The organism is Rhodococcus sp. Leaf225, from assembly GCF_001426145.1.
Classification (GTDB): domain Bacteria; phylum Actinomycetota; class Actinomycetes; order Mycobacteriales; family Mycobacteriaceae; genus Rhodococcoides.
In genome coordinates this window covers 360,960-383,512 of sequence record NZ_LMRN01000007.1, presented here as the reverse complement: position 1 = coordinate 383,512, position 22,553 = coordinate 360,960, and the positions used below count along the sequence as shown (strand labels likewise).

The 22,553-nt window shown below is 69.3% G+C and carries 18 protein-coding genes; 12 read left to right on the top strand and 6 right to left on the bottom strand.

Translation table 11 applies throughout. The features are described from left to right. Positions 1-48 precede the first annotated feature (48 nt). The 4 genes from ASG69_RS01930 to ASG69_RS01915 form a co-directional block, all read right to left on the bottom strand. A complete protein-coding gene (locus tag ASG69_RS01930; protein WP_082544598.1) occupies positions 49-1,407 on the bottom strand; it encodes a S1C family serine protease in 1,359 nt (452 codons plus the stop codon). 41 nt (positions 1,408-1,448) lie between these two features. Then, complete coding sequence (locus ASG69_RS01925; protein ID WP_231476140.1) at positions 1,449-2,921, bottom strand: HAMP domain-containing sensor histidine kinase; 1,473 nt, start codon at positions 2,919-2,921, stop codon at positions 1,449-1,451. 71 nt (positions 2,922-2,992) lie between these two features. Next, positions 2,993-3,679, bottom strand: coding sequence for a response regulator transcription factor (locus ASG69_RS01920; protein WP_027504120.1), 687 nt, complete (start codon positions 3,677-3,679; stop codon positions 2,993-2,995). A 59-nt stretch (positions 3,680-3,738) separates the two neighbouring features. After that, positions 3,739-4,884: a lipase family protein gene (locus ASG69_RS01915; RefSeq protein WP_414891827.1), complete on the bottom strand. Its 1,146-nt coding sequence runs from the start codon at positions 4,882-4,884 to the stop codon at positions 3,739-3,741. Positions 4,885-4,957: 73 nt separating this feature from the next. Between ASG69_RS01915 and ASG69_RS01910 the strand changes: the two genes are divergently transcribed. Further along, a complete protein-coding gene (locus tag ASG69_RS01910) occupies positions 4,958-5,197 on the top strand; it encodes a hypothetical protein (protein ID WP_027504121.1) in 240 nt (79 codons plus the stop codon). A gap of 407 nt (positions 5,198-5,604) precedes the next feature. Further along, entirely contained in the window at positions 5,605-7,158 is a 1,554-nt protein-coding gene (locus tag ASG69_RS01905) for an HNH endonuclease signature motif containing protein (RefSeq protein WP_056447034.1), read from the top strand. Between the two features lie 62 nt (positions 7,159-7,220). Here ASG69_RS01905 and ASG69_RS01900 read toward each other — a convergent pair whose 3' ends face one another. Beyond that, the gene (locus tag ASG69_RS01900) at positions 7,221-8,288 is read right to left on the bottom strand and encodes a cellulase family glycosylhydrolase (protein WP_235578808.1); all 1,068 of its coding nucleotides are present in this window, start codon (positions 8,286-8,288) and stop codon (positions 7,221-7,223) included. 202 nt (positions 8,289-8,490) lie between these two features. Between ASG69_RS01900 and ASG69_RS01895 the strand changes: the two genes are divergently transcribed. The 10 genes from ASG69_RS01895 (at position 8,491) to ASG69_RS01850 (ending at position 20,975) form a co-directional block, all read left to right on the top strand. After that, a complete protein-coding gene (locus ASG69_RS01895) occupies positions 8,491-9,210 on the top strand; it encodes a GAF domain-containing protein (RefSeq protein WP_027504123.1) in 720 nt (239 codons plus the stop codon). Positions 9,211-9,370: 160 nt separating this feature from the next. After that, positions 9,371-10,852: a sugar transferase gene (locus ASG69_RS01890; protein ID WP_268788534.1), complete on the top strand. Its 1,482-nt coding sequence runs from the start codon at positions 9,371-9,373 to the stop codon at positions 10,850-10,852. 19 nt (positions 10,853-10,871) lie between these two features. After that, on the top strand, positions 10,872-12,245 hold the full coding sequence (locus tag ASG69_RS01885; RefSeq protein WP_056447025.1) for an O-antigen ligase family protein: 1,374 nt from the start codon (positions 10,872-10,874) through the stop codon (positions 12,243-12,245). Beyond that, positions 12,155-13,207 carry a glycosyltransferase family 4 protein gene (locus ASG69_RS01880; protein ID WP_056447022.1) on the top strand — a complete coding sequence of 351 codons (1,053 nt, stop codon included), beginning with the start codon at positions 12,155-12,157 and terminating at the stop codon, positions 13,205-13,207. The genes ASG69_RS01885 and ASG69_RS01880 overlap by 91 nt, the downstream gene beginning before the upstream one ends. Continuing rightward, positions 13,207-14,757, top strand: a complete 1,551-nt coding sequence (locus ASG69_RS01875) for a flippase (RefSeq protein ID WP_082544596.1) — start codon at positions 13,207-13,209, stop codon at positions 14,755-14,757. Before ASG69_RS01880 ends, ASG69_RS01875 begins: the two co-directional genes overlap by 1 nt. Continuing rightward, positions 14,754-15,839: a glycosyltransferase family 4 protein gene (locus tag ASG69_RS01870; protein ID WP_056447020.1), complete on the top strand. Its 1,086-nt coding sequence runs from the start codon at positions 14,754-14,756 to the stop codon at positions 15,837-15,839. Before ASG69_RS01875 ends, ASG69_RS01870 begins: the two co-directional genes overlap by 4 nt. A gap of 211 nt (positions 15,840-16,050) precedes the next feature. Then, complete coding sequence (locus tag ASG69_RS01865) at positions 16,051-17,382, top strand: hypothetical protein (RefSeq protein ID WP_197027710.1); 1,332 nt, start codon at positions 16,051-16,053, stop codon at positions 17,380-17,382. Next, positions 17,369-18,481, top strand: a complete 1,113-nt coding sequence (locus tag ASG69_RS01860) for a glycosyltransferase (RefSeq protein ID WP_027504128.1) — start codon at positions 17,369-17,371, stop codon at positions 18,479-18,481. The genes ASG69_RS01865 and ASG69_RS01860 overlap by 14 nt, the downstream gene beginning before the upstream one ends. Further along, positions 18,468-19,760: a hypothetical protein gene (locus ASG69_RS01855; RefSeq protein WP_056447018.1), complete on the top strand. Its 1,293-nt coding sequence runs from the start codon at positions 18,468-18,470 to the stop codon at positions 19,758-19,760. The genes ASG69_RS01860 and ASG69_RS01855 overlap by 14 nt, the downstream gene beginning before the upstream one ends. A 6-nt stretch (positions 19,761-19,766) precedes the next feature. Continuing rightward, the gene (locus ASG69_RS01850; RefSeq protein ID WP_235578806.1) at positions 19,767-20,975 is read left to right on the top strand and encodes a lipase family protein; all 1,209 of its coding nucleotides are present in this window, start codon (positions 19,767-19,769) and stop codon (positions 20,973-20,975) included. A 1-nt stretch (position 20,976) separates the two neighbouring features. Here ASG69_RS01850 and zwf read toward each other — a convergent pair whose 3' ends face one another. Beyond that, positions 20,977-22,434, bottom strand: coding sequence for a glucose-6-phosphate dehydrogenase (zwf, locus tag ASG69_RS01845; RefSeq protein ID WP_056447015.1), 1,458 nt, complete (start codon positions 22,432-22,434; stop codon positions 20,977-20,979). Positions 22,435-22,553: the final 119 nt, after the last annotated feature.

Below are 22,553 nucleotides of genomic sequence, written 5' to 3'. Positions count from 1 at the left end.
CGATGGGCGTGAGGTGCCCACGGTCACGGACGATCCGGGGTCGCTTCATCAGTTGCCCCCGCTCGGGGCCGTCCCGAGCGTGACCTGCACGGTCTGCTCGTTGCCACCCTGTGTGTAGGTCACCGAGACCTGGTCGCCGGGGGCGTGGGAGCGGACCGCCGCGATGAGTGCGTCGCCGCTGGCGATGACGCGGTCGTCGACCTTGGTGACCACTGCACCGGTCGGGATGCCCGCCTGCGCGGCCGGCCCGCCGTCGGTGACGGCCATGACCGTGGCTCCGTTGGCGTCGTCGCGGCTCGGGACGCTGATGCCGATGATCGCCTGCGTCGCCTTGCCGGTCTGTACCAGCTCGTCGGCGATGCGGCGGGCCTGGTCGACGGGGATGGCGAAGCCGAGGCCGATGGACCCGCTCTGCGACTCGGACGAGCTGGCGCCCGCTCCCAACGTCGCGATGGCGCTGTTGACGCCGACCAGCTTGCCGTTCATGTCCACGAGCGCGCCGCCCGAGTTGCCCGGGTTGATGGCCGCGTCGGTCTGGATCGCATCGATCACCGTGGTCTGGTCCGTCGACTCGCCACTGGTCGCGACCGGGCGGTTGAGCGACGAGATGATGCCGGAGGTCACCGTGCCGGCGAGGCCGAGCGGCGATCCGACGGCCACGACACCCTGACCCACCTGCAGACCGTCCGAGGTGCCGAGCTCGATGGGCGTCAGGTTGCTGCGACCCTGCGCCTTGATCACCGCGATGTCCGAGGACGCGTCCGCACCGACCACCGTCGCCGACGACGTGGATCCGTCGTTGAAGGAGACGGTCAGCTGGGCGTTCGCACCCGCGCCGGACACGACATGGTTGTTCGTCAGGATGAGGCCGTCGGAGGAGAGGATCACGCCGGACCCCTCACCCTCGGCGGTGCGGCCCGCCACCTGGATCTGGACCACGCTGGGGAGCACCTTGCCGGCCACGGCCTGCACCGAACCGTCGGGGGCGTTGGCGGCCGGGTTCGCCTGCGTGACGGGCTGATTGAGGGCGTTGGTCACGCCACCGTTGCCGCCGTCCGCGGCGATGGCGCCGACCGCGCCGCCGACTCCACCGCTCACCAGGGCCAGGGCGATGGCGCCTGCGACGAGGGCTGCACGCCCCGGCTTCCGCGACGTGGTCGCCGGCGCCGTCCCGCCGTAGTACTGCGGCTGCTGGTACGGGTTCTGCTGGTAGGGGTTCTGTCCCTGCTGATGAGGCTGCTGATACGGGTTGTGGGGCTGCTGGTGCTGACCGGCCTGGTGCTGACCGTCCCACCCGGTGTACTGGGGCTGTGTCTGTCCCCCGTACGCGGGCTGCTGCGCGGTGGGCTCCGATGCGCCGTCCCGGCCGTCGCGGCAGGTTTCACCAGTGGTGCGGTCCTCGTTCATGCGTTTCGCTCCATCTCCATGACCGGCTCGCACCGGTCACCTCACGTCGTCCTGATCGACGATGCTCCGCCGGACTGAGAGGGCGCTGAGATCATCGTGTCAGTGGCCTGTGGGTCCTGCGATCCTGTTCCCAGCAGATCCTGCGGACCGGCGGATTCCCCCGGGAGAACGATTCGAATCAGGGTGCCGCCGGTGACCGAGTCCTCGACCGCGATGGTTCCGCCGTGCTTGAGCACCACCTGGCGCACGATCGCCAGACCCAGTCCCGATCCGGGCATCGACCGCGACGCGGTGGACCGGTAGAAGCGTTCGAACACCAGCTCTCGTTCCTCGGGCGCGATACCCGGACCCGCGTCGGACACGGTGAGTTCGAGCAGGCCGTCGGGCCGGGCGATCATCGCCACGTGCACGGTGGCGCCCGACGGACTCCACTTGGCCGCGTTGTCGAGCACGTTGAGGACGGCGCGGGACAGACCTGCCTGGTCGCCGTACAGGATCCACGGTGTGGTCATCGAGTCGAAGTCGATCTCGTTGCGACGCCTGCGAACTCGCTCCAGGCTGCGTTCGACGACATCCGCCATGTCGACACGTTCGAAGACGTTCTCCGGGGCGTCCTCACGTGCCAGGTCGACCAGATCGCCGACGAGCGTGGACAGTTCCTCGATCTGCGCCACCACGTCGAGACGCAGCTCCGCCATGTCCTGCTCCGGGATACGCGGCGCACCCGGCCGACTCGACGCGATCAGCAGTTCCATGTTGGTGCGCAACGACGTCAGCGGGGTCCGCAGTTCGTGACCCGCGTCCGCCACGAGTCGACTCTGCCGCGCCCGCGACTCGGCGAGCGCCCGCAGCATCGTGTTGAAACTGTCGGTGAGGCGGGCGAGTTCGTCGTTGCCCGTCACCGGAATGGGCGTCAGGTCGTCGGTTCGGGCGACACGCTCGGCCGCCGCCGTCAGCCGTCCGATGGGTCGCAGACCGGTGCGTCCCACCGCCGTGCCGGCCACCGCCGCGAGGACGACGCCACAGCCGCCCACGACGAACAGCACCCAGGCCAGTCGATCCAGGACCTGGCCGGTGGGAGCGAGCCGCTGTGCGATCACCAGCGTGCTCCCGGTCTGCGTGCGCTCCGCGAGAACGCGAGCTCCCGAAGTGGTGCGCAGCGACGAGGTCGACTGTCCCAGCGCGACGTCCATCTCCGGGTCACCGATGGGCACGATCGAACCCGGCGGGATGTACTTCGTCAGGTCCGGAAAGATCAGCGCGACACTGACATCGGTGCTGTAGAGCGTGGCGCCCGCGACGTACCGGGGATCGAAGGCGACGAGGTTGGTCTCGATCAGCGCACTAGCCCGGGTACGCAGCTGGTTGTCGACGTCGCCGTACAGCGCGCGGGACACCACCGCGTACGCGGCGATCGCCATGACGGCGACCGCGATGGCCACCACGGACGCCGCGAGCAGCGTGACACGCCACCGCAGGGACACCGAGCGGGTGAGGGGCATCGGAGGACGCATGAGTCCGTCCTGTGCCGCGCGCCCCTTGTCGGTCCCGGCCTCGCCCCGCCGGCGGCCGAAGGGAGCAACCATCACGGAGGCGTTTCCCGCAGCACGTAACCCACACCGCGGACGGTGTGGATGAGACGAGTCTCGCCGTCGGCCTCGGTCTTGCGCCGCAGATACCCGACGTACACCTCGAGGGCGTTGCCCGACGTCGGGAAGTCGTAGCCCCACACCTCCTCGAGGATGCGGCTCCGGCTGAGCACCCGTCGGGGGTTGGCGAGCAGCATCTCGAGCAACGAGAACTCGGTGCGGGTCAGGCTGATGGGCCGTTCGCCCCGTCGCACCTCGCGCGTGACGGGGTCGAGTGACAGATCGGCGAACGTCATGGCCTCGCTGTCCGGACCCAGTTCCCCACCGGTGCGTCGCAACAGTGCACGCAGCCGTGCCAGCAGCTCCTCGAGCGCGAACGGTTTGGGCAGGTAGTCGTCCGCCCCGGCATCGAGACCCGCCACCCGCTCGGACACGGAGTCACGAGCCGTCAGGACCAGGATCGGCAGGTCGTCTCCGGTGCTGCGCAGGCGACGGCACACCTCGAGCCCGTCGAGCCGGGGCATCATGACGTCGAGGACCAGCGCGTCCGGTCGCTCGGCCGCGACCTTCTCGAGGGCGTCGAGACCGTCGGTGGCCAGGTCCACGGTGTACCCGTTGAACGTCAGCGACCGTCGCAGCGATTCTCGGACGGCACGATCGTCGTCGGTCACCAGTACACGCATGGGAACAGTGTCGCCCCGACGACTGAGACGCTGCTGAGAGGACACAGGGGCGGCCGGTGTCAGCGCCCGAACAGCCGGTCGACGAACGCGATCGCATCGGGCTGCGAGTCACGGAACGTCTGACTGTGGTCGCCCGGGTAGGTCCGGAAGGTCAGCGGTTCGCCGTTGGCCGTCATGGCCGCCGCGAGCGACAGGGCGGACGGTGCCGGCACATCGACGTCCCGCAGACCCTGGCCGATGAAGACGGGACGGTCGAACCCGGAGGTGGGCACACCCATGTAGTCGTTCAGCAGTCCGTACACGTTCGGGATCTGCGCCAATGGCCGCGAGAACATGTCGCCCAGTCGCAACCCGGACACCGCATCGTGGAACGGGTTCGCGCACTGCGTCTCGGCGGTGTCCACCCACTGCCGGCCGAGCGGAGTCAGGTAGGAGTTCAGATCGATCTCCGGATGGGCGGCACGCAACCCCGCCAGGATGTAGAAGACGTACGACGTCAGACCGTCCGGAATCGCGACGGGCGGGACTCCGGGCCCGAGCGGAAGCAGAACGAGTTCGATGTTGGCGGGCACGCCGGTCCCGACGGCGCCGAGGTAGTCCAGGCCGTCGCCGCCGTACTCGGTGGCGTACCGCGCGGTGGTCACCGCGGCGCCGCCGCCCTGGGACTGGCCGATCGCGACCCAGCGATTCGACAGCGTCGGCTCCAGTTCCCTTGCAGCAGCGACACTGTCGACGACGCTGTGCGCCTGCACCTTGCCGTCCAGGTACGGCATCACTCCGGGGGTACCGAGTCCCACGTAGTCCGTGGCGACGATCGCGTAGCCGCGGTTCAGCCACGTCTGGAGGTACGGGAAGTCGCGGTCCGGCAACGTGGGGCCGACGACCGACGGAGCGCAGTCGTCGCCGAGCCCGGACGTGCCGTGGGCCCACGCGATGACAGGCCAGCCACCTTCGGGCGCCTCGCCGGGCGGCAGATAGACGCCACCGGCACTCAGGGCCGGCTCGTTCTGCGAGCCCACCGACCAGTAGGTGATGCGCCGGGCGTCGACACTTCCCGGAATCGGGGCCGGTGATGCCGTCGATCCGACGAGAGCGCCCGGATGACGGTCCTGCGCCTGCGCCACACCCGTGAGGGTCAGCGCGACGGACGTCGTGGCGGTCAGGGTCACCAAGGCGCGCAGCAGGCGGCGGGAGCGGTTCGGCACGGCGTCACCGTACCGCTCCCGCACAAGATTCCGGACTAGAACATACGTTCGATCACGGCTACGCTCTTCAGTCATGGACGAGGTGGGTGCGACGCAGAGTTCGGTGAACGACAAGGTGCTCGAGCTGCGCGCGGTCGCGGACGAGCTCCGGGCTCTCGACGACCATCGAGTGGCCCTCGGCGACAAGCTGGTGGACCTCGAACACTGGTTCCGACGGGTGGGGTGCCTGGAGTTGTCCGACCACGCGCTCGACGTCTTCGTCTCCCGCTACGTGGGCCGGGTCTTCGAGCTGGCGGACGGCCTACGCGAGTAGCCGTGACCTCGTGTCACACTCAGTTGTGACCGCCGTCGCCCCGATCGGCACCACGTGGGGTGCCCCTCATTCCGGTGGAAACCACCTCGCAGCGGGCAATCATGGAGCACGGCGGGACACGCTCCCGCCGGGGCCGGTCAGGGGAACCGACCTCAGCACGATCGGAGGAAACACATGATGATCACACTGACACTCGTCGGCGCGGCAGCACTCGCGGTCGCACTGTTGTCCGGCGGACGCGACCTGGACTTCCGGGGACGCCAGATGTCGCACAGCTACCGTTCGCGCTGACACCGACGCACACCGACGACTGCCCACCGTTCACCTGTGAACGGTGGGCAGTTCTCTGTCCGTATTCGGTGACATCTACTATCGAACATATGTTCTAATTCATGTAGTCTGAAGTCATGGAATCGGGGGATCCAGGGTCGGCCTGGCAGGTGCAGATGGGCCGACGTGTCGGCGCGCTGCCTGCTGTGGCCGCACCTGTCGACGATCCCCGCGTGTGCGCGCTACTCGCCCAGCTCGGCTCCGCGGTCGAGGGCATCGCCATGCTCGACGCGTCGACGCTCACCAGCGAGGACCGACTGGCGCTGGTCTGCGGGGCCGAGAACACCCGGCGCCTGCTCACCGGCGCGTCACACACCTGGCTCAACGGCCTGGTGGCCGGCTCGGGATTCGACTCGGTGCTCGGTGCGATCGGCGCGAGCGGTGTTCCGCACGCACTGGCGCACATGCTGCGCATCACCACGGCTGCCGCGGCATCCCGCCTTGCCGTGGCACGCGATCTCGGCACCGGAACGACCATGACGGGTGAGACGCTCGATCCGCCGTTGACCCACACGGCCGCGGCAGCGCGGGACGGCGCGCTGGCCGACGCACACGTCTCGATCATCCGCTCGTTCCTGAAGAAGCTCCCTCACGCCGTCGATGCCGAGACGCGCGACGCCGCCGAGCAGACTCTCGCCGACCTTGCGCGCACGGTCGGACCGGAGGAGCTCACGGCCATCGCGACGCGCCTCACCGAATACCTCGATCCCGACGGAGCGGAGCCCGACGATCGCGACCGCGCCAGGAAGCGCTTCTTCGAGATCGACCCCCAGGGCCCCGATTCGATGTCGACCGGCCGCTTCTGCGTCGACCCGGTGCTGCGCGCCCTCCTCGACGCGTTCCTCGCCAAGTTCGCGGTACCCGGAACGAACGCTCCCGACGGTTCAGTCGATCTCGACGCCCCGCCCCCGAACGATGACACGACCCCCACCGACGCTGTCCCGTCCGGCGACGCAGGACAACCGGCCGACAGCGCGGAAGGGTCGGACGACCGCGAGGCCGAGTGGGACCACCGCACCCCCGGCCAGCGCAATCACGATGCACTGACCTACCTCCTGAAGGACGTGCTGGCCTCGGGTCGACACGGACAGCATCGTGGTCTGCCCCTGTCCGTGGTCGTGTCGGTGTCACTCGACCAGCTCACCGCCGCAGCGGGTCTCGGGCTCACCGCCACCGGATCCACAATGCCCGTGCCAGACGTGGTGCGCATGGCGGCCGAGGCGCACCACTACCTCCGCGTCTTCGACGGGGCCACCGGCAGCACGCTGCACTTCGCCCGAGCCCGCCGGTGCGCGAGCACCGACCAGCGGCTCGCCCTGTTCGCCCGCGACCGCGGCTGCACCGGGCCGGGATGCTCGGCCCCCGCGTCACGGTGCGAGGCCCACCATGTCGACGACTGGGCGGCGGGCGGCCTCACCGACATCGACGACCTCGCGCTGGCGTGCGACGTCCACCATCCGCTCGTCGGCGAACGTGCCGGCCAGTGGGCCACCAGCACCGCTCCCCCGAGCCATCCGTACCCGGGAACAGTGCTGTGGCATCCGCCTGCCGTCATCGACGAGGGTCGGCGCGGCATCCCGAACCACCTGAACTTCCCGGAACGGCACCTCGCGCCGCCCCCGGACGACTGATCGAATCCGAGACGGTGAGCCGAGGGCGACCTCAGGTTCGACACTGCGCCGGCCTGGCTCCGTCAGCCGGAATGTTCCGCCGTGAATTCCGTGATCTCGGCGAGCGCAGGCTTGGGCGAGAAATCGCGGCGCACCATTCCGAAATTCTGCTCCGTGTCGGACTCGTCGCTGCCCGAGTCACGCATGCTGTAGACGTACGCGGGCCCGAGCCAGGAATTGCCGAGAAGGGCATTGAGCATGATGCCGATGGACTCGGCCTGCCCCTCCTCGCTCATGGCATTCGCGTTCGTTCCCGTGGGGGCGCCCATCTCGGTGATCCAGATCTGCTTGCCGCCGTCACCCTCGGCGCTCATGACATCGTGCATCGACCACATCGCCATCGCCGTGTTCCACGGCGCCGTCGACAGATCGTTCGGAAGGAACGGCCACGTGTACGGGTGAACGTTGAAGGCATCGAAATAACGATTCGCTCCGAGGGTGTAGAGCGACGAGAGGAAAGCGGTCGGCGAGATGTTGGTGCCGTTGTTCACCGCGGGCGCCATACCGCCGGCGAGCACCAGCGCCTCCGGTTGCACCTTTTTGATGGCGCGGTACGTCGCGCGCAGCATCAGCGCGTACACCGTCGGGTCGGGCAGCGGCGTGAAGTAGGTGGTGATGTTCGGCTCGTTCCACACCTCCCACAACACGATTCGGTCGCGGTACCGCTCCGCGGCGAGTGCTGCGAAAGCCCCGAACGCGTCCGGACTCGCCGGCCGGGCGTAGGGCTGATCCCGAGCCGTCGCCACACGCGCCCAGGCAGGTGCGTAGGTCACGATGGCGTACGGGCACATGCCCCGAGCGACGATGGCGTCGACCACTCGGTCCGTCGACGACCAGTCGCGTCGACCGGGCTGCGGCTCCACCACCGACCAGTCGATGTCGATCCGGACCGAGAACATGCCGGCGTTCTTCGCGATGTCGAGTTCGCGTCCGAGGTCCTCGTCCGACAGGAACCCGAAGGAGCCGCCGGGTGATCCGCCCACCTGAACGCCGTCGGACGCTGCGACGCACCGCGGTACCTCGCCCGACGGAGCGCCGGACGCCGGTGTCGGCACACCGACGAGAACGAGAAGGACAGCGGCGCCGGACACGCTGCATCGCCGAAGAAACCCGACACCGGCTGCGCGCCGAGTCGGCCTCGAACGCGAAACAGACCGATCGGTGAGCACCGGCCCAGGCTAACAGCGGCGGCCGCGCGGGGCGTACCAGCGAAAACGGACACCGGCGAGGCTCCGGCTGCGATGATTCTCCACATCGCTCGATCCCGTACAAGCCTGCATTAGTATCGGCGAAATGACGACGGGAAACGACGGCTTCGACGCCCGCCTCAACGAGGTTCTGGAACAGCAGGCCGTGAGGGTGGGCGAGACGGTGCCCGCCTATGTTCGGCGCGCCGTCATGACACGCCTGGTGAAAGAACTTGCCGAGGCGGACGACACCGATCTCGGCCATCTGCTCAAGCGCCTCGAGTCGACGGCGGATCCGGTGCCCGACACGCCCGCGTCCACACCTCCGGCGGCATCCGACATGCCCGCGATCGTCACCGATCCCGATCGCGTGCGCGCCGTCGAGGCCACCGGGCTGCTCGACACCCCGTCCGAACCGGCCTACGACCGCATCGTGGCCATGGCCGCGGACGCGTTGTCCACGCCGGGCGCCTCGATCTCCTTGATCGACAAGGACCGACAGTTCATCAAGAGCGCTGTCGGTTTCGGGCCGGAGGAGGAACGACCTCGGGAGATTCCCCTCGAGGCCGGAATGTGCCGCCACACGGTGGCCCTGGGTGAACCACTGCTGGTGGAGGACGCCCGCCTCGACGAGAAGTTCATGAACCACCCCGGCGTGCTGGACAAGACCTTCATCTCCTACCTCGGCATCCCTTTGGTGGACGACGGCGGTCACGCGGTGGGCACGCTGTGCGTCTGGGACGCCGAGCCACGTCAGTGGACGACGGGGCACGTACAGGTACTGAAGGACATCGCGTGGATGGTTCGCGAGCGAATTTTCGAGTGAGCGAACCATTCCGGGCGTGATCTACATTTTCGCCTCGTTAGTCTGTCCATCGGTCGCTTTTCCGTAATGGCGCCGTGACCATTCTGAGAAGACAACTCCAAAGAATGGTCTAGTGTTGACCTCGGTCGGTCAACCACTAGGTCCGTACGGAGTGAATCCTGTGTCCGAAACACTGGAATCGCGAGATACGTTGCTACGCAACGCCCCTGCCACGAGGGTGTCCAATGAACGTGGAATAGCGGACCGTCTTCGCGTCGATCCCGCACACACGGTGGTCACCATCGCGGCAGACGCGACGGCAGCGATCGTGGCTGTTGCCGTGGCGAGGTTCTGGCCGGGAACGGGCGGCATCGACTACGGCTGGGTGCCGTGGTTGTTCGTGCCGCTGGTTCTGCTCATCCTGGCGTCCCGCTCGCTCTACCGACGCGGACTCCGCCGGAACTTCCTCGACGAGATCGGTCCCGTCGAGACGTCCGTCGCGCTCGCCACTCTGCTGGTGCTGACGATCTTGCTGGTCATCGGCACGGAGTACCGGCCCGGCCTCTTCATGGTCCGGGTGTGGATCGCCGCGGCGATCCTGGTGGCGGTGGCGCGGTTCCTGCGCACCGCGATCCAGCGGTACCTGCGGGTGAACCACAAGTCGGCGGCTCCGACGCTCATCATCGGCGGCGGTCCGATCGCCCACCAGCTGGCGTCGCGCATGCACCAGTTCCCCGAGTACGGCCTCGACCCCGTGGGCGTGCTCGACAAGGCACCCGCGGTCGATCCGCAGCCTGACACTTCCGAGGCACTGACCGTCCCCTACATGGGCACACCGTCCCAGCTCGCGCAAGCCATCGAGCAGACCGGCGCCGAGGAGCTCGTCATCGGGTTCTCGGACGTTCCGACCGAGAGTCTGGTCAAGGCCATCCGCACCGCCCACTCGAACGGAATGCGAGTGTGGTTGGTACCGCGCCTGTTCGACACCGTCGGCGTGCGGACCCGCGTCGAGCATCTCGGCGGGTTGCCCCTGATGGTGCTGCCGCACACCGACCCCAAGGGCTGGCAGTTCGTCGTCAAGGGCGTCATGGACCGCACCCTGGCCGGACTGGGCGTGCTGGTCCTGTCCCCCGTCTTCCTGGTGCTCGCGCTGCTGGTCAAGACGAGCTCCCCCGGACCCATCTTCTTCTCCCAGGAGCGCATCGGCCGTGACGGAAAACCGTTCGGCTGCCTGAAGTTCCGGTCGATGCGTCCGCCGCGTGCCTCGGACGCCGAGTTCACTCGCGTCGAGGGCGCCGCTCCGGGCGGCGTCGAGGGCGTGGATCGCCGGACCCGTATCGGCAAGATCATGCGCCAGACGTCGCTGGACGAGCTGCCCCAGCTCCTCAACGTCGTTCGCGGCGACATGAGCCTCGTGGGTCCCCGACCGGAGCGCCCCGCGTACGTGGATCTGTTCGAGATGCAGATCCGCCGCTACGGTGAGCGCCACCGGGTGAAGGCCGGTGTCACCGGGTGGGCGCAGGTGCACGGACTGCGCGGACAGACGTCCATCGCCGACCGCGCCGAGTGGGACAACTACTACATCGAGAACTGGTCGCTGTCCCTCGACATCAAGATCCTGTTCCTCACCATCGCCGCGGTCCTGAAGAAGGCGGAAGACTGACCGTGTCGGCGGTCCCGTCATGCTGATCGTCCTCGAGGGTCTCGCCGCGGTCGTCGTGCTGGTCGTCGCGTTCCTGGTGGCACGCGCGGTCTTTCACCGACCGCAGCTCGGGGTGCTGCTGCTGGCCGCGTTCGTCCCGCTGAACGGTCTCCTCGCCATCCTTCCGCTGCCCGGCTTGGTCGCCGGCTGGAAGGAGGGCCTGGTGATCTTCACGCTCGGCAGCGCCTGGATCCGGCGCAGTCGAGCGCTGGGCCCGCGTCGTCCGACACTGCTGATGCCCTGGTGGCCGGCCGCAGCCCTGTTCGTGGTGTTCGGGACCGCGTCGGCACTGCTGTCGTTCGGGGTCATCGGCTTCGTCGGCATTAAAGTGACGTTCTTCTACCTGCTGCTGGTGGCGATCCTGTGGCTCGCGCCGTTCGACGCCCGCGACCGGGACCACCTCGTCACCATCCTCATGGGCATGGGCGCGTTCACGTCCCTGGTCGGCATCGCCCAGCTGCTCGCGGGACCGGCGGCGCTCGTGGCGATCGGGTACGAGTACGGCACCCAGGTCCGGACGTCTGGCGGGCTGCTCCGCACGTTCAGCACGTTCAACCTGCCGTTCCCGTTCGGGCTCTACGTGATGCTGTCGCTGCTCGTCGGCGGAGCCGTGGCGCTCGCGAACCCCATGCGCCGGCGCAACCTGCTGTTCCTGTGCGCGAGCCCGTTCATGGTGGTCGCCATGTCGAGTGCCATCGTGCGAGCGGCGCTGCTCGGACTTGCAGTCGGGCTGATCTACATGACCATCATCCGGTTCCGTGCACTCGGCGGTCTGCTCGTGATCCTGGCGGCGCTCGTCGGCGCGATCCTGCCGTTCGTCCCCAAGATCACGTCGGTCTTCTTCTCGTCGAGCAGCCTGAACGAACGCGGCGGCAGGTGGAACGAGGTCATCGAGAAGGTGCGCACCCACTGGCTCGGCGAGGGGCTCGGGTCGAGTGGTGCGGCAGCGGACCGGATCTCGTCGGCGCAGGGTGAGAACATCACCGGGTCGCTCGGGCTGTCCACCAACTACCAGCCCGACAACTACTACGTGAAGACGGCTCTCGAACTCGGTCCGATCGGACTGTGGGCCGTCCTCGCGCTCCTGGTGACCGCCCTGATCTGGTGCACGCGACTCTCCCGCACCCTCCCCGGTCAGGACGGCGCGCTGACACTCGGTGTCGGCGCTTCCATCGTCGCGGCGATGTTCGCGTCGCTGGTGGCCACCTATTTCGAGATCTTCCCTATCGACGTCTATTTCTGGCTCTTGTTAGGAGTTGTGGGATGCGCAGCAGCACAACACGAATCGTTTTCGGGGCCCTCGCCCTCCGTCCCGGCGGCAGCGGCGTCCAGACGTACATCCGTGAGCTCCTGAGGGAGCTGCCCGGCCGTCTCCCCGGAACGGACCTCGCCGCCGTCGTCCAGAAGGACGCGATCGGCGAGCTGCCGACGGGCGTCGACGCGCTCCCCCGGCCGGTGTCCGGCGGTGCCGTCCGCGCGGTGCTCGGTGCGCTCCCGGTCGGATCGCACGACGTGGTCCACGGGCTCGACGTCGATCTTCCCCTCGTCGGCCGGGGCGCCACCGTCGCCACGGTGCACGACATCTCGGTCATCGACATGCCGTCCGCGTCGAGTCGCTTCCGCGCCGCCGGCGAACAGCGCCTCGTGCGACGGTCGCTGCGCAAGGCCGACCTGCTCATCGCCGTCTCGCAGTTCACCGCCGACCGCATCAAGGCCGTCAGCGGCCGCGACGCCGCGGTCGTCGAACTCGCCCCGGCAGCCTGGGCCGTTCCCCCGGAGGACGGCGCGGTGGAGACGGTGCGCGCGAAGTACGGTCTACCCGAACGCTTCGTCATGCAGGTGGGCACCGTGGAGCCGCGCAAGAACGTGCAGTTGGTCGCCGACGCCGCCGAGAAGCTGGGCGTGCCCTTCTTCCTGGCGGGCGCGGGGTCCACGGGCCCGGACGCACCCCGCTACGCGAACGGGCTCGGCTACGTCGACGTGGAGGACCTGCCCGCGCTGTACGCGGCGGCGACCGTCACCGCGTACGCGTCGCGCTACGAGGGCTTCGGGCTGCCCCCCGTCGAAGCGATGGCGTGCGGCGGCGCCGTGGTCGCGAGCGCGGTGGGCGCCCTGCCCGAGGTGGTCGGCAAGGGCGCCGTGCTGCTCGACAACGAGCGGGTCGACGACTGGGCGGAGGCACTGAGCCCGTTGATGTTCGACGAGACGGCGCGCGCGGACCTGGTGACCGAGGCCCTGCACGCGATGGCCGACCTGACGTGGGCCCGGACCGCCGAGCGCACCGCGGACGCCTATCGGGACGCAGGCCTGCTCTGATGGACGACGACATCACCGTCGAGGGTGCCGTGATCCCCGAACCCGAGACCCCCGAACCTGAGACGACGGCACCTGAGACCACTGCACCCGACTATCGCGCGCTCGCCGCCGATCCGAAGGCGGCGGCGCGGGCGACCGCGGCGGTGCTGATCTCCCGCGTGATCGTGGCGGGACTCGGCTGGGTGGGCAGCGTCATCGTGGCCCGCTCGCTGAGCCCCGAGGGGTGGGGTCAGTTCAGCTTCGTCTTCGCGCTGCTCGGACTCATGTCCGTCGTCACCGACCTCGGCGTCGGCCGCGTCGTCCTGGGCCGACTGATGGACGACGACGCCGAGGAGATCGGCCGCACCGCCTCGTCGTTCCTCGCACTGCGCACCGTGCTCGGACTCGTGGGGTACGTGCTCGCCGTCGGCTACGTCGTGGTGCTGCAGTACCCGGGTGAGGTCATCGCGGCGACCGCTCTGGGCGGCCTCGTCGTGGTGTTCGCGACGCCGTCCCACGCACTCTCCGTGCTGTTCCAGGCTCGCCATCGACTGTTGCTGGTCGCGGTCATCGAGAGCCTGGGCCAGGGCCTGCAGTTGGTGCTCACGATCCTCGCCGCCGTCTTCGCGCCGGTGCTGCTGATCTTCGTGCTGCCGGCCGTGCTCAACGAGGCGTTCCGCGCGGTCGGCAAGGGTCTCGCGGTGCGGCGGCGGTCGGTGGGCTTGCGCCCGTCTCGTCACATCGACGTCCACCGGTGGGGTGCCTACCTCCGCGAGGCGATTCCCCTCGCGATCGGCTTCGCGCTGACCATCGCGATGCTGAAGATCGACGTCCTGATGCTGAGCCTTCTCGACACCTTCGACGCGGTCGGCCTGTACTCCATCGGCTACAAGTTCTCCGACATGATGGACACCATCGCGCTGGCCGCCGTGGCGCCGGTGAGCACCCTCCTCGTGGCGGCCTGGCCGAGCGAGACGGCCACGTTCCGCGCCCGATCCCGTTCCGCGGGACTGTACTTCGCGACCTTCGGCGCCGTCGCCGTCGCCGGCTTCTGGCCCTCTGCCGAGCCGCTCATCCGCCTGCTCTACGGCGAGCGCTTCGCTCCCGGTTCCGACGCGGCACGGCTCCTCGTCCTCGGTGCCGCGATCATGTCGCTCATCCTGCTCGGCATCTTCCTGCTCGCCTCCGCGGGGATGCAGCGGCACTACCCGCTCGTCGCGCTGTTCGGCCTCGCTCTCAACATCGGCCTCAACGTCGCGCTCATTCCGAGGTTGTCCTACAACGGATCCGCCATCGCCACCGTCGTCACGTTCGGTGTCACGGTGATCATGCTGTGGGTCGTGATCGAGCGCAGCATGCCCATGTCGGGGCTGCTCGCCGTGTCGCCGATCCTCGTGCTCGCCGCCGTCACGGCCGCGGTGACGGTCGGGGCGACACTGCTCGTCGACGCGGCACCGTCCCTGTGGTTCCTGATCTCGGTCGTCGCGGCGCTCCTGGTCGCTGCGTGCGGGTTCCTCCTGACCAAGCGTGACTCGCGCAGCAACTCTCCTGCCCCGGAGGTCGCCTCGTGACTCCGGATCGCACCACCGTGTTCGTCGCGCACACCGCGAACATCTCGGGTGCCGAGAAGATGCTGCTGTCGCTGGTGTCCGAGGCACTGCGGGGGCCGGGCGGCGTCACCGTCGTCTGTCCCGTCGGGGCGCTGTCCGAGGCGCTGCCCGACGCCGCGGTGCACGTCGCGATCCCCGAGCTGGGCCTGGGCGGAGAGCAGGGAGTCGCCCGCATCGGCGCCGCGGCGAGGATGGCGGCGCGGTGGGTGTCGGCGGCACGGACGCTGCGTGCGGTGACGCGACGGCCGGCGACCCACACCGTCGTCAACTCGCTGTTCGCCCTGCCCGCAGCGCGACTCGCCCGGCCACCGCACGGTGTCGCCTGGCTGGTGCACGATGCGATCGCGGCGGGACGCCAGCGCGCCGTGGCATCGGCGAGTCGAGGCGCCGTCCGCCGCGCGGTCGCGTGCACGTCCGCCGCGGCGGCACCGGTACGCGACCTCGGCATCGAGGTGGAGATCGTGCCCTACGGCGTGCCGTGGCCCGTGGAGGATTTCGCCGCCCCCACGCACTCGCCGCCCGTCGTGGGCATGCTCGCGCTCCTCACTCCGTGGAAGGGGCACCTCGTCCTGCTCGACGCGGTCGCGAAGCTCGACGACGTGATGGTCGAACTTGCGGGCGGCAGCTTCTCCGGCGATCAGGCGTACGTCGACGAACTGCACACGCGGGCAGCACGTCCCGATCTCGCGGGACGTGTCCGCTTCCTCGGGCACGTCGATCCCGACAGCGCGCTGCGCCGGTGGGACGTCGTGGTGTCGGCCAGCGTTCTCCCCGAGGCGGGGCCCCTGTCCGTCCTCGAGGCCATGTCCCACGGGGTGCCGGTGGTGGCCACCGATCACGGCGGTCCCACCGAGTTCCTCGCTCGCGGGGAGGGCGTGCTGGTCCCGCCGGGTGACGCGGCGGCACTGGCCGACGCTCTGCGAAGGGTGCTCGGCGACGACGCGGCGCGCGCGGACATGGGAGCACGCGCGCGGGACACCGTCGCGACGCGTCACGACATCTCGATCACCCTCCCCCGACTGTTGACGGAATTGACCGCATGAATGCCACGACAGAAAGAGCCATCAGCCATTCCTCACGCGCCCAGAATGGGTACCGCGTCGGTTTCACGACGGCCCGCGAACCGATCTCCCGAACGGTGACACACGGCAATTCACCTACGCAGGAATGGTCTCCGTCCCTGCGTAGTATCGAATGGGACATGCCGTCGACCGGGCATGACCGCACGCGCACCAGCAACTCGAGGAGATTCGGTTGGCGCCCGTAGACGACCCCGTGCACCGCGGAGACGTACCTCCGCCGATAGATCTCGCCGGGCACATGCGGGAACTGGGACGCGCGTTCCTTCCCGCTCTGATCATCGCGCTGATCGTCGGCGCCGGCGTCTTCGCCCTCCGCGAGTACGGCACCGAGAAGCAGTACGCGGCATCCGTCGTGACGGAGATCCGGGCGACCGGCGAGGTGATCCCCGGCGACGCGTTCATCGAGCAGCTGCGCGCCCCGTTCATCGGGCTGGCCGCGGACAACGACGTGCTCGATCAGGTGCTGTCGCAGGTCGACACAGGCTGGGACGCCGGTGAGCTCGCCTCCCACCTCGAGCTCGCCCCGGGAACGTCGCCGGCGCTGCTCACCTTCACCGTCACCGCGGACTCCCCCGAGCTCGCCCTCGAGGTCGCCCGCACCACGGTGACCACGGTGTCGCAGGCGTCGTCGGCCAACGCCGCCCGCAACGCACAGGGGCAGCTCGAGCAGGTTCAAGCCTCGATCGCGGCCGAGGAAGCCCGCAACTCCCAGCTCATCCCGGGCGACCCCGCCCGCTCCGCGTCGGACCAGTCGCTCGCCGACCTCCGCGACCAGCTGACACAGCTCCAGAGCACGGGCGGCGGGAACCAGCTGGTGGTGCTCGCCGTGCCCGAGCAGAGCACCGCCCCCGTCTCACCGATGCCGGCCTCGGAGGCCTCCGTCGCGGGTCTGGTGGCGTTCATCGTCGCCGCCGAGCTGATCGTGTTGCTGCGCAGTCGACTCGGGCGTCGTCCGCGGCCCGCGTGGGCCCGCCGCGTCGCTCGCAAGTACCAGGCCGACTTCGATCCGAAGGTGACCACGGGCCTGCCGCCCATCGTCGCCGCGACGGTGGCCGCGTCGGACCGGGGCGCGTCGTCGTCCAACGGGAACGGCAGCAACGGCAACGGCACCCGGTCGGCCGGCGCTCGCCACGCCGCTCACGGTCGCATCGAGCAGAACGTGCTGGTACTCGTCGGTGACGACGCCGTGTATCCGGCTCCCACCTCCCTCTCCACGGGCGGGCAGCCCCGCCACCCGGACGCACTCGTCGGGGCCGACCTCACGAGCGAGTGGTGGACCTTCGTCGACGTGCACGACGTCGAGACCGCGGTGGTACTACTGTCGTCCGGTGGACGCGACCGCCGAGCTGCCGAGGGAGTGCTGAAGCAGCTGCGGACGTTCGGCATCCACACTCACCTCGTCGTGCAACCGTCCGGCCGCAAGCGCCGGTCCGATCCCGCCCCGGGTGGACGCACGGCCTCCCAGCGCCCCGAGGAACAGGTCGGACACAATGCCAGACACTGACAAGATCGCGATCGTCCACGAGCGCTTCACCGAGATCGCCGGATCCGAGCACGTCGTCGAACAGCTCGCTCTGCAGTGGCCGGGCGCGCGCGTGTACGCACCCATCGCCCGTCCCGAGGGAACTCCCGCCGGGCTGACCACGCCGCCGAACACCACGTGGCTCAACTCGATCTACAACGGCATCGGTCAGCGGTCCTACGCCCCGGTCCTGCCGCTGATGCCGACGGCGTTCCGTCGTCTGCCGTTGCGCGACGCCGAGGCCGTCGTCGTGAGCCACCACGCCTTCGCGACGCAGGCCGTGCACGCGACCGACGCTCCCGTCATCGCCTACGTGCACAGCCCGGCGCGTTGGGCGTGGGATCCGGAACTGCGGGCGGGTGAGGGCGGCGGCCGCGCAGGTGCCGCGATCCTCACGGCACTGTCGGCCGTCGCACGGCGCTGCGAGACAGGAGCCGCGCCGCGTCTGACCACCGTCGTCGCCAACTCGACCGCCGTCGCGGACCGCATCTCGCGCTGGTGGGGACGAGACGACGCCGTGGTGGTGCACCCACCCGTCGACACCGAGGGCTTCACTCCCGATCCGACGGTGGAGCGTGAGGACTTCTTCCTGCTCGCCGGTCGCCTGGTGCCGTACAAGCGTCCCGACATCGCGATCCGTGCGGCAGCCCTGGCGGACGTACCGCTCATCGTCGCCGGCGACGGCCGCGCGATGGAGCAGTGCCGCGCCCTCGCCGGACCGAAGACGGTGTTCCTCGGCCGCGTCTCGCACGAGAAGCTGCTCGAGCTCCACCGCTCCACGCGTGCACTGCTGATGCCCGGCATCGAGGACTTCGGCATCGTTCCCGTCGAGTCGATGGCCACCGGTACCCCGGTCATCGCGCTCGGTGAGGGTGGTGCCGTCGACTCGGTCATCCACGGCACCACCGGATTGCACGTGCAGCCCGGTACCGACGACGAGATCGTCACCGGTTTCGCCGACGCCATGACGTCGTTCGACCCGGCCCAGTTCGATCGAGCGCAGATCCGCGTCTGGGCGGAAGGCTTCTCGCGAGCCAACTTCCGCTCACGAATGCAGGAGGTGATCGATGCCGCAGTCTGAGTACCCGTCGACCGAACTCGACCGCACCTTCGCGTCCGCGCAGACCCTCGCCGTCGTCGGGCCGACGGCGGGTCTCGACGTCGACGCCGCGCGGGCGATGCTCGCCGCGGCGGAGAACGCGTCCCCCACCTCCCGCATCCGGCTCGATCCCCGCTCGGACAGTCGGAACTGGGCGTACCGCACCGACATCGGCGCCGGCACTGCCGTCACCAGCAGACCGGATCTGGCCACCGACGACCTCGGTGAACTGATGGACCGGGTGCGCACCCGCGACGGTGTACGCGCCCCCGTGGAGATCGTGCTGTGCGGTGACTACGCCGTGGTCCACTACTCCCACGGCGTGGGCGACGGTCAGCTCGGTGTACTGCTGGTCGGCGCCGCCGCGTGCGACCCCGGCTTCGCGATCGCACGCAGCATGGCGCCGTCGCTGCCGAGAAGCGCCACGTGGAGTGCTCTGCGGCGGCACTACCGATCCAACCCTCGTGCCCTGCAGGACTTCCGGCGCCTACGCGCCGTCCACAAACGGCGTGACGCGACTGCCGACGGGGCGCCGACGCGCCGTATCGAGCACTGGGAATCGTCGAAGACCACGCGCGCGGCCTACATGCGTCCCGAGCAGGTGGCGGAACTGCGATCGTGGTCGAAGGCGAACGCGCCGGGCGCCACCGGCGCGTCGGTGTCGGTCGCTCTGCTCGTCGCCGCTCTGCGCTCCGAGGGTGTCCCCCTCGACGAGCACGTCATGATCCTCTTCAACTGCCGCCGGTACCTCGACGAGAAGCACCGCGCGGAACACGGCAACTTCGCGATCGGTATCCCGGTCCGCCTGCCCGTGCTGCCGACGCCGGGTGACGTCGCCGGTGTCATGAAGCAGGTCATCGACTCCGGCTGGCCCATCGCCGTGCTCGGAATGGCCGATGCCCGAGCAACTCTCAAGGGTCACCGGACGGCCCCGGCACCGGCGCCGAGCGAGGACGTCGTCACGGTGCCCGACCGACCGCGACTCGCGGTGAGCGACCTGGGCACCCTCTCGATCTACGACCACCTTCCCTGGCTCGACGACGGTCGGCCCCGTCAGATGACGGCTTCTCTCGAACCCGACGGCCCGGACGGCATCTCGATCCTCGTCTCGCAGGTCCAGGGCGGACGTTCGTACTCGGCGTCGTTCTGCAGCGGCATGATCGAGACCGAGACGGTCGACCGTGCCCTCGCCCGCGCGTGTGCCGATCCTGTCGGTTTGCTGAGCCGGAACACGGCCGACCTGCGCTCCGACGGGGAGTGACGTGCGGTGGCCGCGATCATCGGGACGACGACCGCGCGCCGCCAGGTCGCGCTGACCTGGCTGTCGGTGCTGGCCGTCCTCTGCGCGAGTTGCGCTGGGCTGCCGGGAGAGTCGGCCCCGGAGACGGCCGTCGACTCTCTCACCGACGTCGCCGCGGGCTCACTGCTGGGCACCCCTCGTGACTTCGCGGGCTATCCCGCACTCGCCACCCTGACAGCGGTGTCGAAGACGGTGCTCTACCGTTCGACCTCCGGCATCGACGGCTCCGCCACCGAGGTGAGCGGGCTGGTCCTCGTTCCTCGCGGCGACCCACCGGCGGGTGGGTGGCCGGTCGTCGCCGTCGGCCACGCGACCACCGGTACCGACAGTCGGTGCGCGCCGTCCACCCACATCGGGCTGCTGGGGGCGCTCACCACCGTGATCCCCTTCCTCGCCAACGGTTACGTGGTCGCCATGACCGACTACGAGGGCCTGGGCACCCCGGGTCCGCACCCGTACCTCGATGCCGCCACGGCCGGCAACAACGTGATAGACGCGGTGCGCGCAGCGCGCGAGGTGGAACCGACGGCGTCCGACTCCTGGATCGGCTACGGCGTCTCCCAGGGCGGGCAGGCGGTGTGGGCCGCCAACGAACGGGCCGCCGACTACGGCGAGGGACTCCGCCTCGTCGGCACGATCAGCATGTCCCCCGCGACCGACCTGAGCCCGCTCGTCGACGCGATGGTGGCCGGAACACTCACCGCCGAACAGGTCGCGCTGGTGCCGTCGGTCCTGACAGGGCTGTCCGTCGCGCACCCCGACCTCCAGGTGACCGACTACCTCCGCGGTGTGCTGTACGAACGCCGGGACGTCTTCGCCGCCTGCGAGGGCGAGAACGACGGGCTCGAGAGCGCGATCGCCGAGTCCGTCACACCGGCGGACTACGCACCGGTGGACGAGGCCGCCGCAGATCGTCTGCGCGCGTGGCTCACCGAGGCCGGAGTGCCGGGCGCCGCGGCGACCGCGCCCATGTTCGTCGGCTACGGCGAACTGGATCGACTCGCACTCCCGGAGTGGACGGTGGCCGCGGTGCAGCGAGCGTGCACACTCGGCGACACCATCGAGCTCCGCGAGGCACCGGGGCAGGGCCACGGCATCCTGAACCTCGGAAGTGCGCCGGCGGAATGGCTGGACGGCCGGTTCGCCGGGACACCGGCGCCGAGTACCTGCAACTAGGTCACTCCCCGCGCCACTCGCGCTCGAACGGCAGCCGCCACGCATCGGGCGCGACCAGACTGTGGATCGCGTTGGGACCCCACGATCCCGGCGCGTAGGACCGGACGGGCGGCGGGTCCTCGAGCAGCGGTGCCGAGACCTCCCACAGCCGCTCGATGCCCTCGGACGTGGTGAACAGCGTGTGATCCCCGTGCATCGCATCGAGGATCAGCCGCTCGTACGCCTCCAGAACGTCTGCGGCACTCTCCGTCTCGTGCAGCGCGAACTGCATGCTGAGCTTGTCCAGGCGCATGCCCGGGCCCGGCCGCTTACCGTAGAAGGAGAGCGACACCTTCGACGAGTCGGTGAGGTCGAAGGTCAGGTGGTCCGGCCCCTGGGCGCCGACGCCGGAGCCCGCCGGGAACATCGACTTGGGCGGCTCCCGGAACGCGATCGAGATGATGCGCTGCCCCTCGGCCAGCTTCTTGCCGGTCCGGAGATAGAACGGCACACCCGCCCACCGCCAGTTGTCGATGTGGCACTTCAGGGCGACGAAGGTGTCGGTGTCCGAGTCGGGGGCGATGTCCTTCTCGCTGCGGTAGCCGGAGTACTGGCCGCGCACGACGTTCCGCGGATCGAGGGGAAGCATGGAGCGGAAGACCTTGTTCTTCTCCTCCTTGATCGCCTCGGGTTCCAGCGCGGTGGGCGGTTCCATGGCCGTGAAGGCCAGTACCTGGAACAGGTGGGTCACCACCATGTCCTTGAAGGCACCCGTCGACTCGTAGAAGCCGGCGCGGCCGTCCAGTCCCAGAGTCTCGGGCACGTCGATCTGCACGTGTTGGATGAACGTGCGGTTCCAGATCGGCTCGAAGAGACCGTTGGCGAAGCGGAACGCGAGGATGTTCTGCGCCGGCTCCTTGCCGAGGAAGTGGTCGATGCGAAAGATCTGCTCCTCGGCGAAGGTCTCGTGCACAGCCGCGTTGAGCGCGACCGCGCTGGCGAGATCGGTGCCGAACGGCTTCTCCATGATGATGCGGGCCCGCTCGACGAGCGTCGCCTCGGAGAGCATGTCGATGACGGCGAGCGCCGCGGACGGCGGTACCGACAGATAGTGCAGCCGCTGCACGCCGTCCCCGAGTTCCTTCTCCGCCGCTGCCACCGCGTCCGACAACGCCTGCGGGCCGGCGGTCTGGGGCACGTAGGTCAGGCGAGTCGCGAAGCGATCCCACTCGTCCTCCGTCGGTGTGCGCGTGGAGAACTGCTCGATCGCCTCCTTCGCCATCGCCCGGAACTCGTCCGACGTCATCTCCTGCAACGACGTACCGACGACGCGCATCCGCGGCGCCAGTTCGGACAGGACGAGGTGCATCATCCCCGAGAGCAGCTTGCGTTTGGCCAGGTCTCCGGTGGCACCGAAGAGGACGACCACCTGGGGCGGCAACGCGTCCGGGACGGAGGATCGGCGGCGAGTCGTGGTCATGCCCGCGATGCTTCCATCGAACCCGCACTCCCGCTCGGCGGGGGTGAGCGCCGCGCACGCGCTACCGTGGTGGTCAGCGCCGTGTCGTCGCGCTGCCCGATTCCGCACCTTACGGAGCA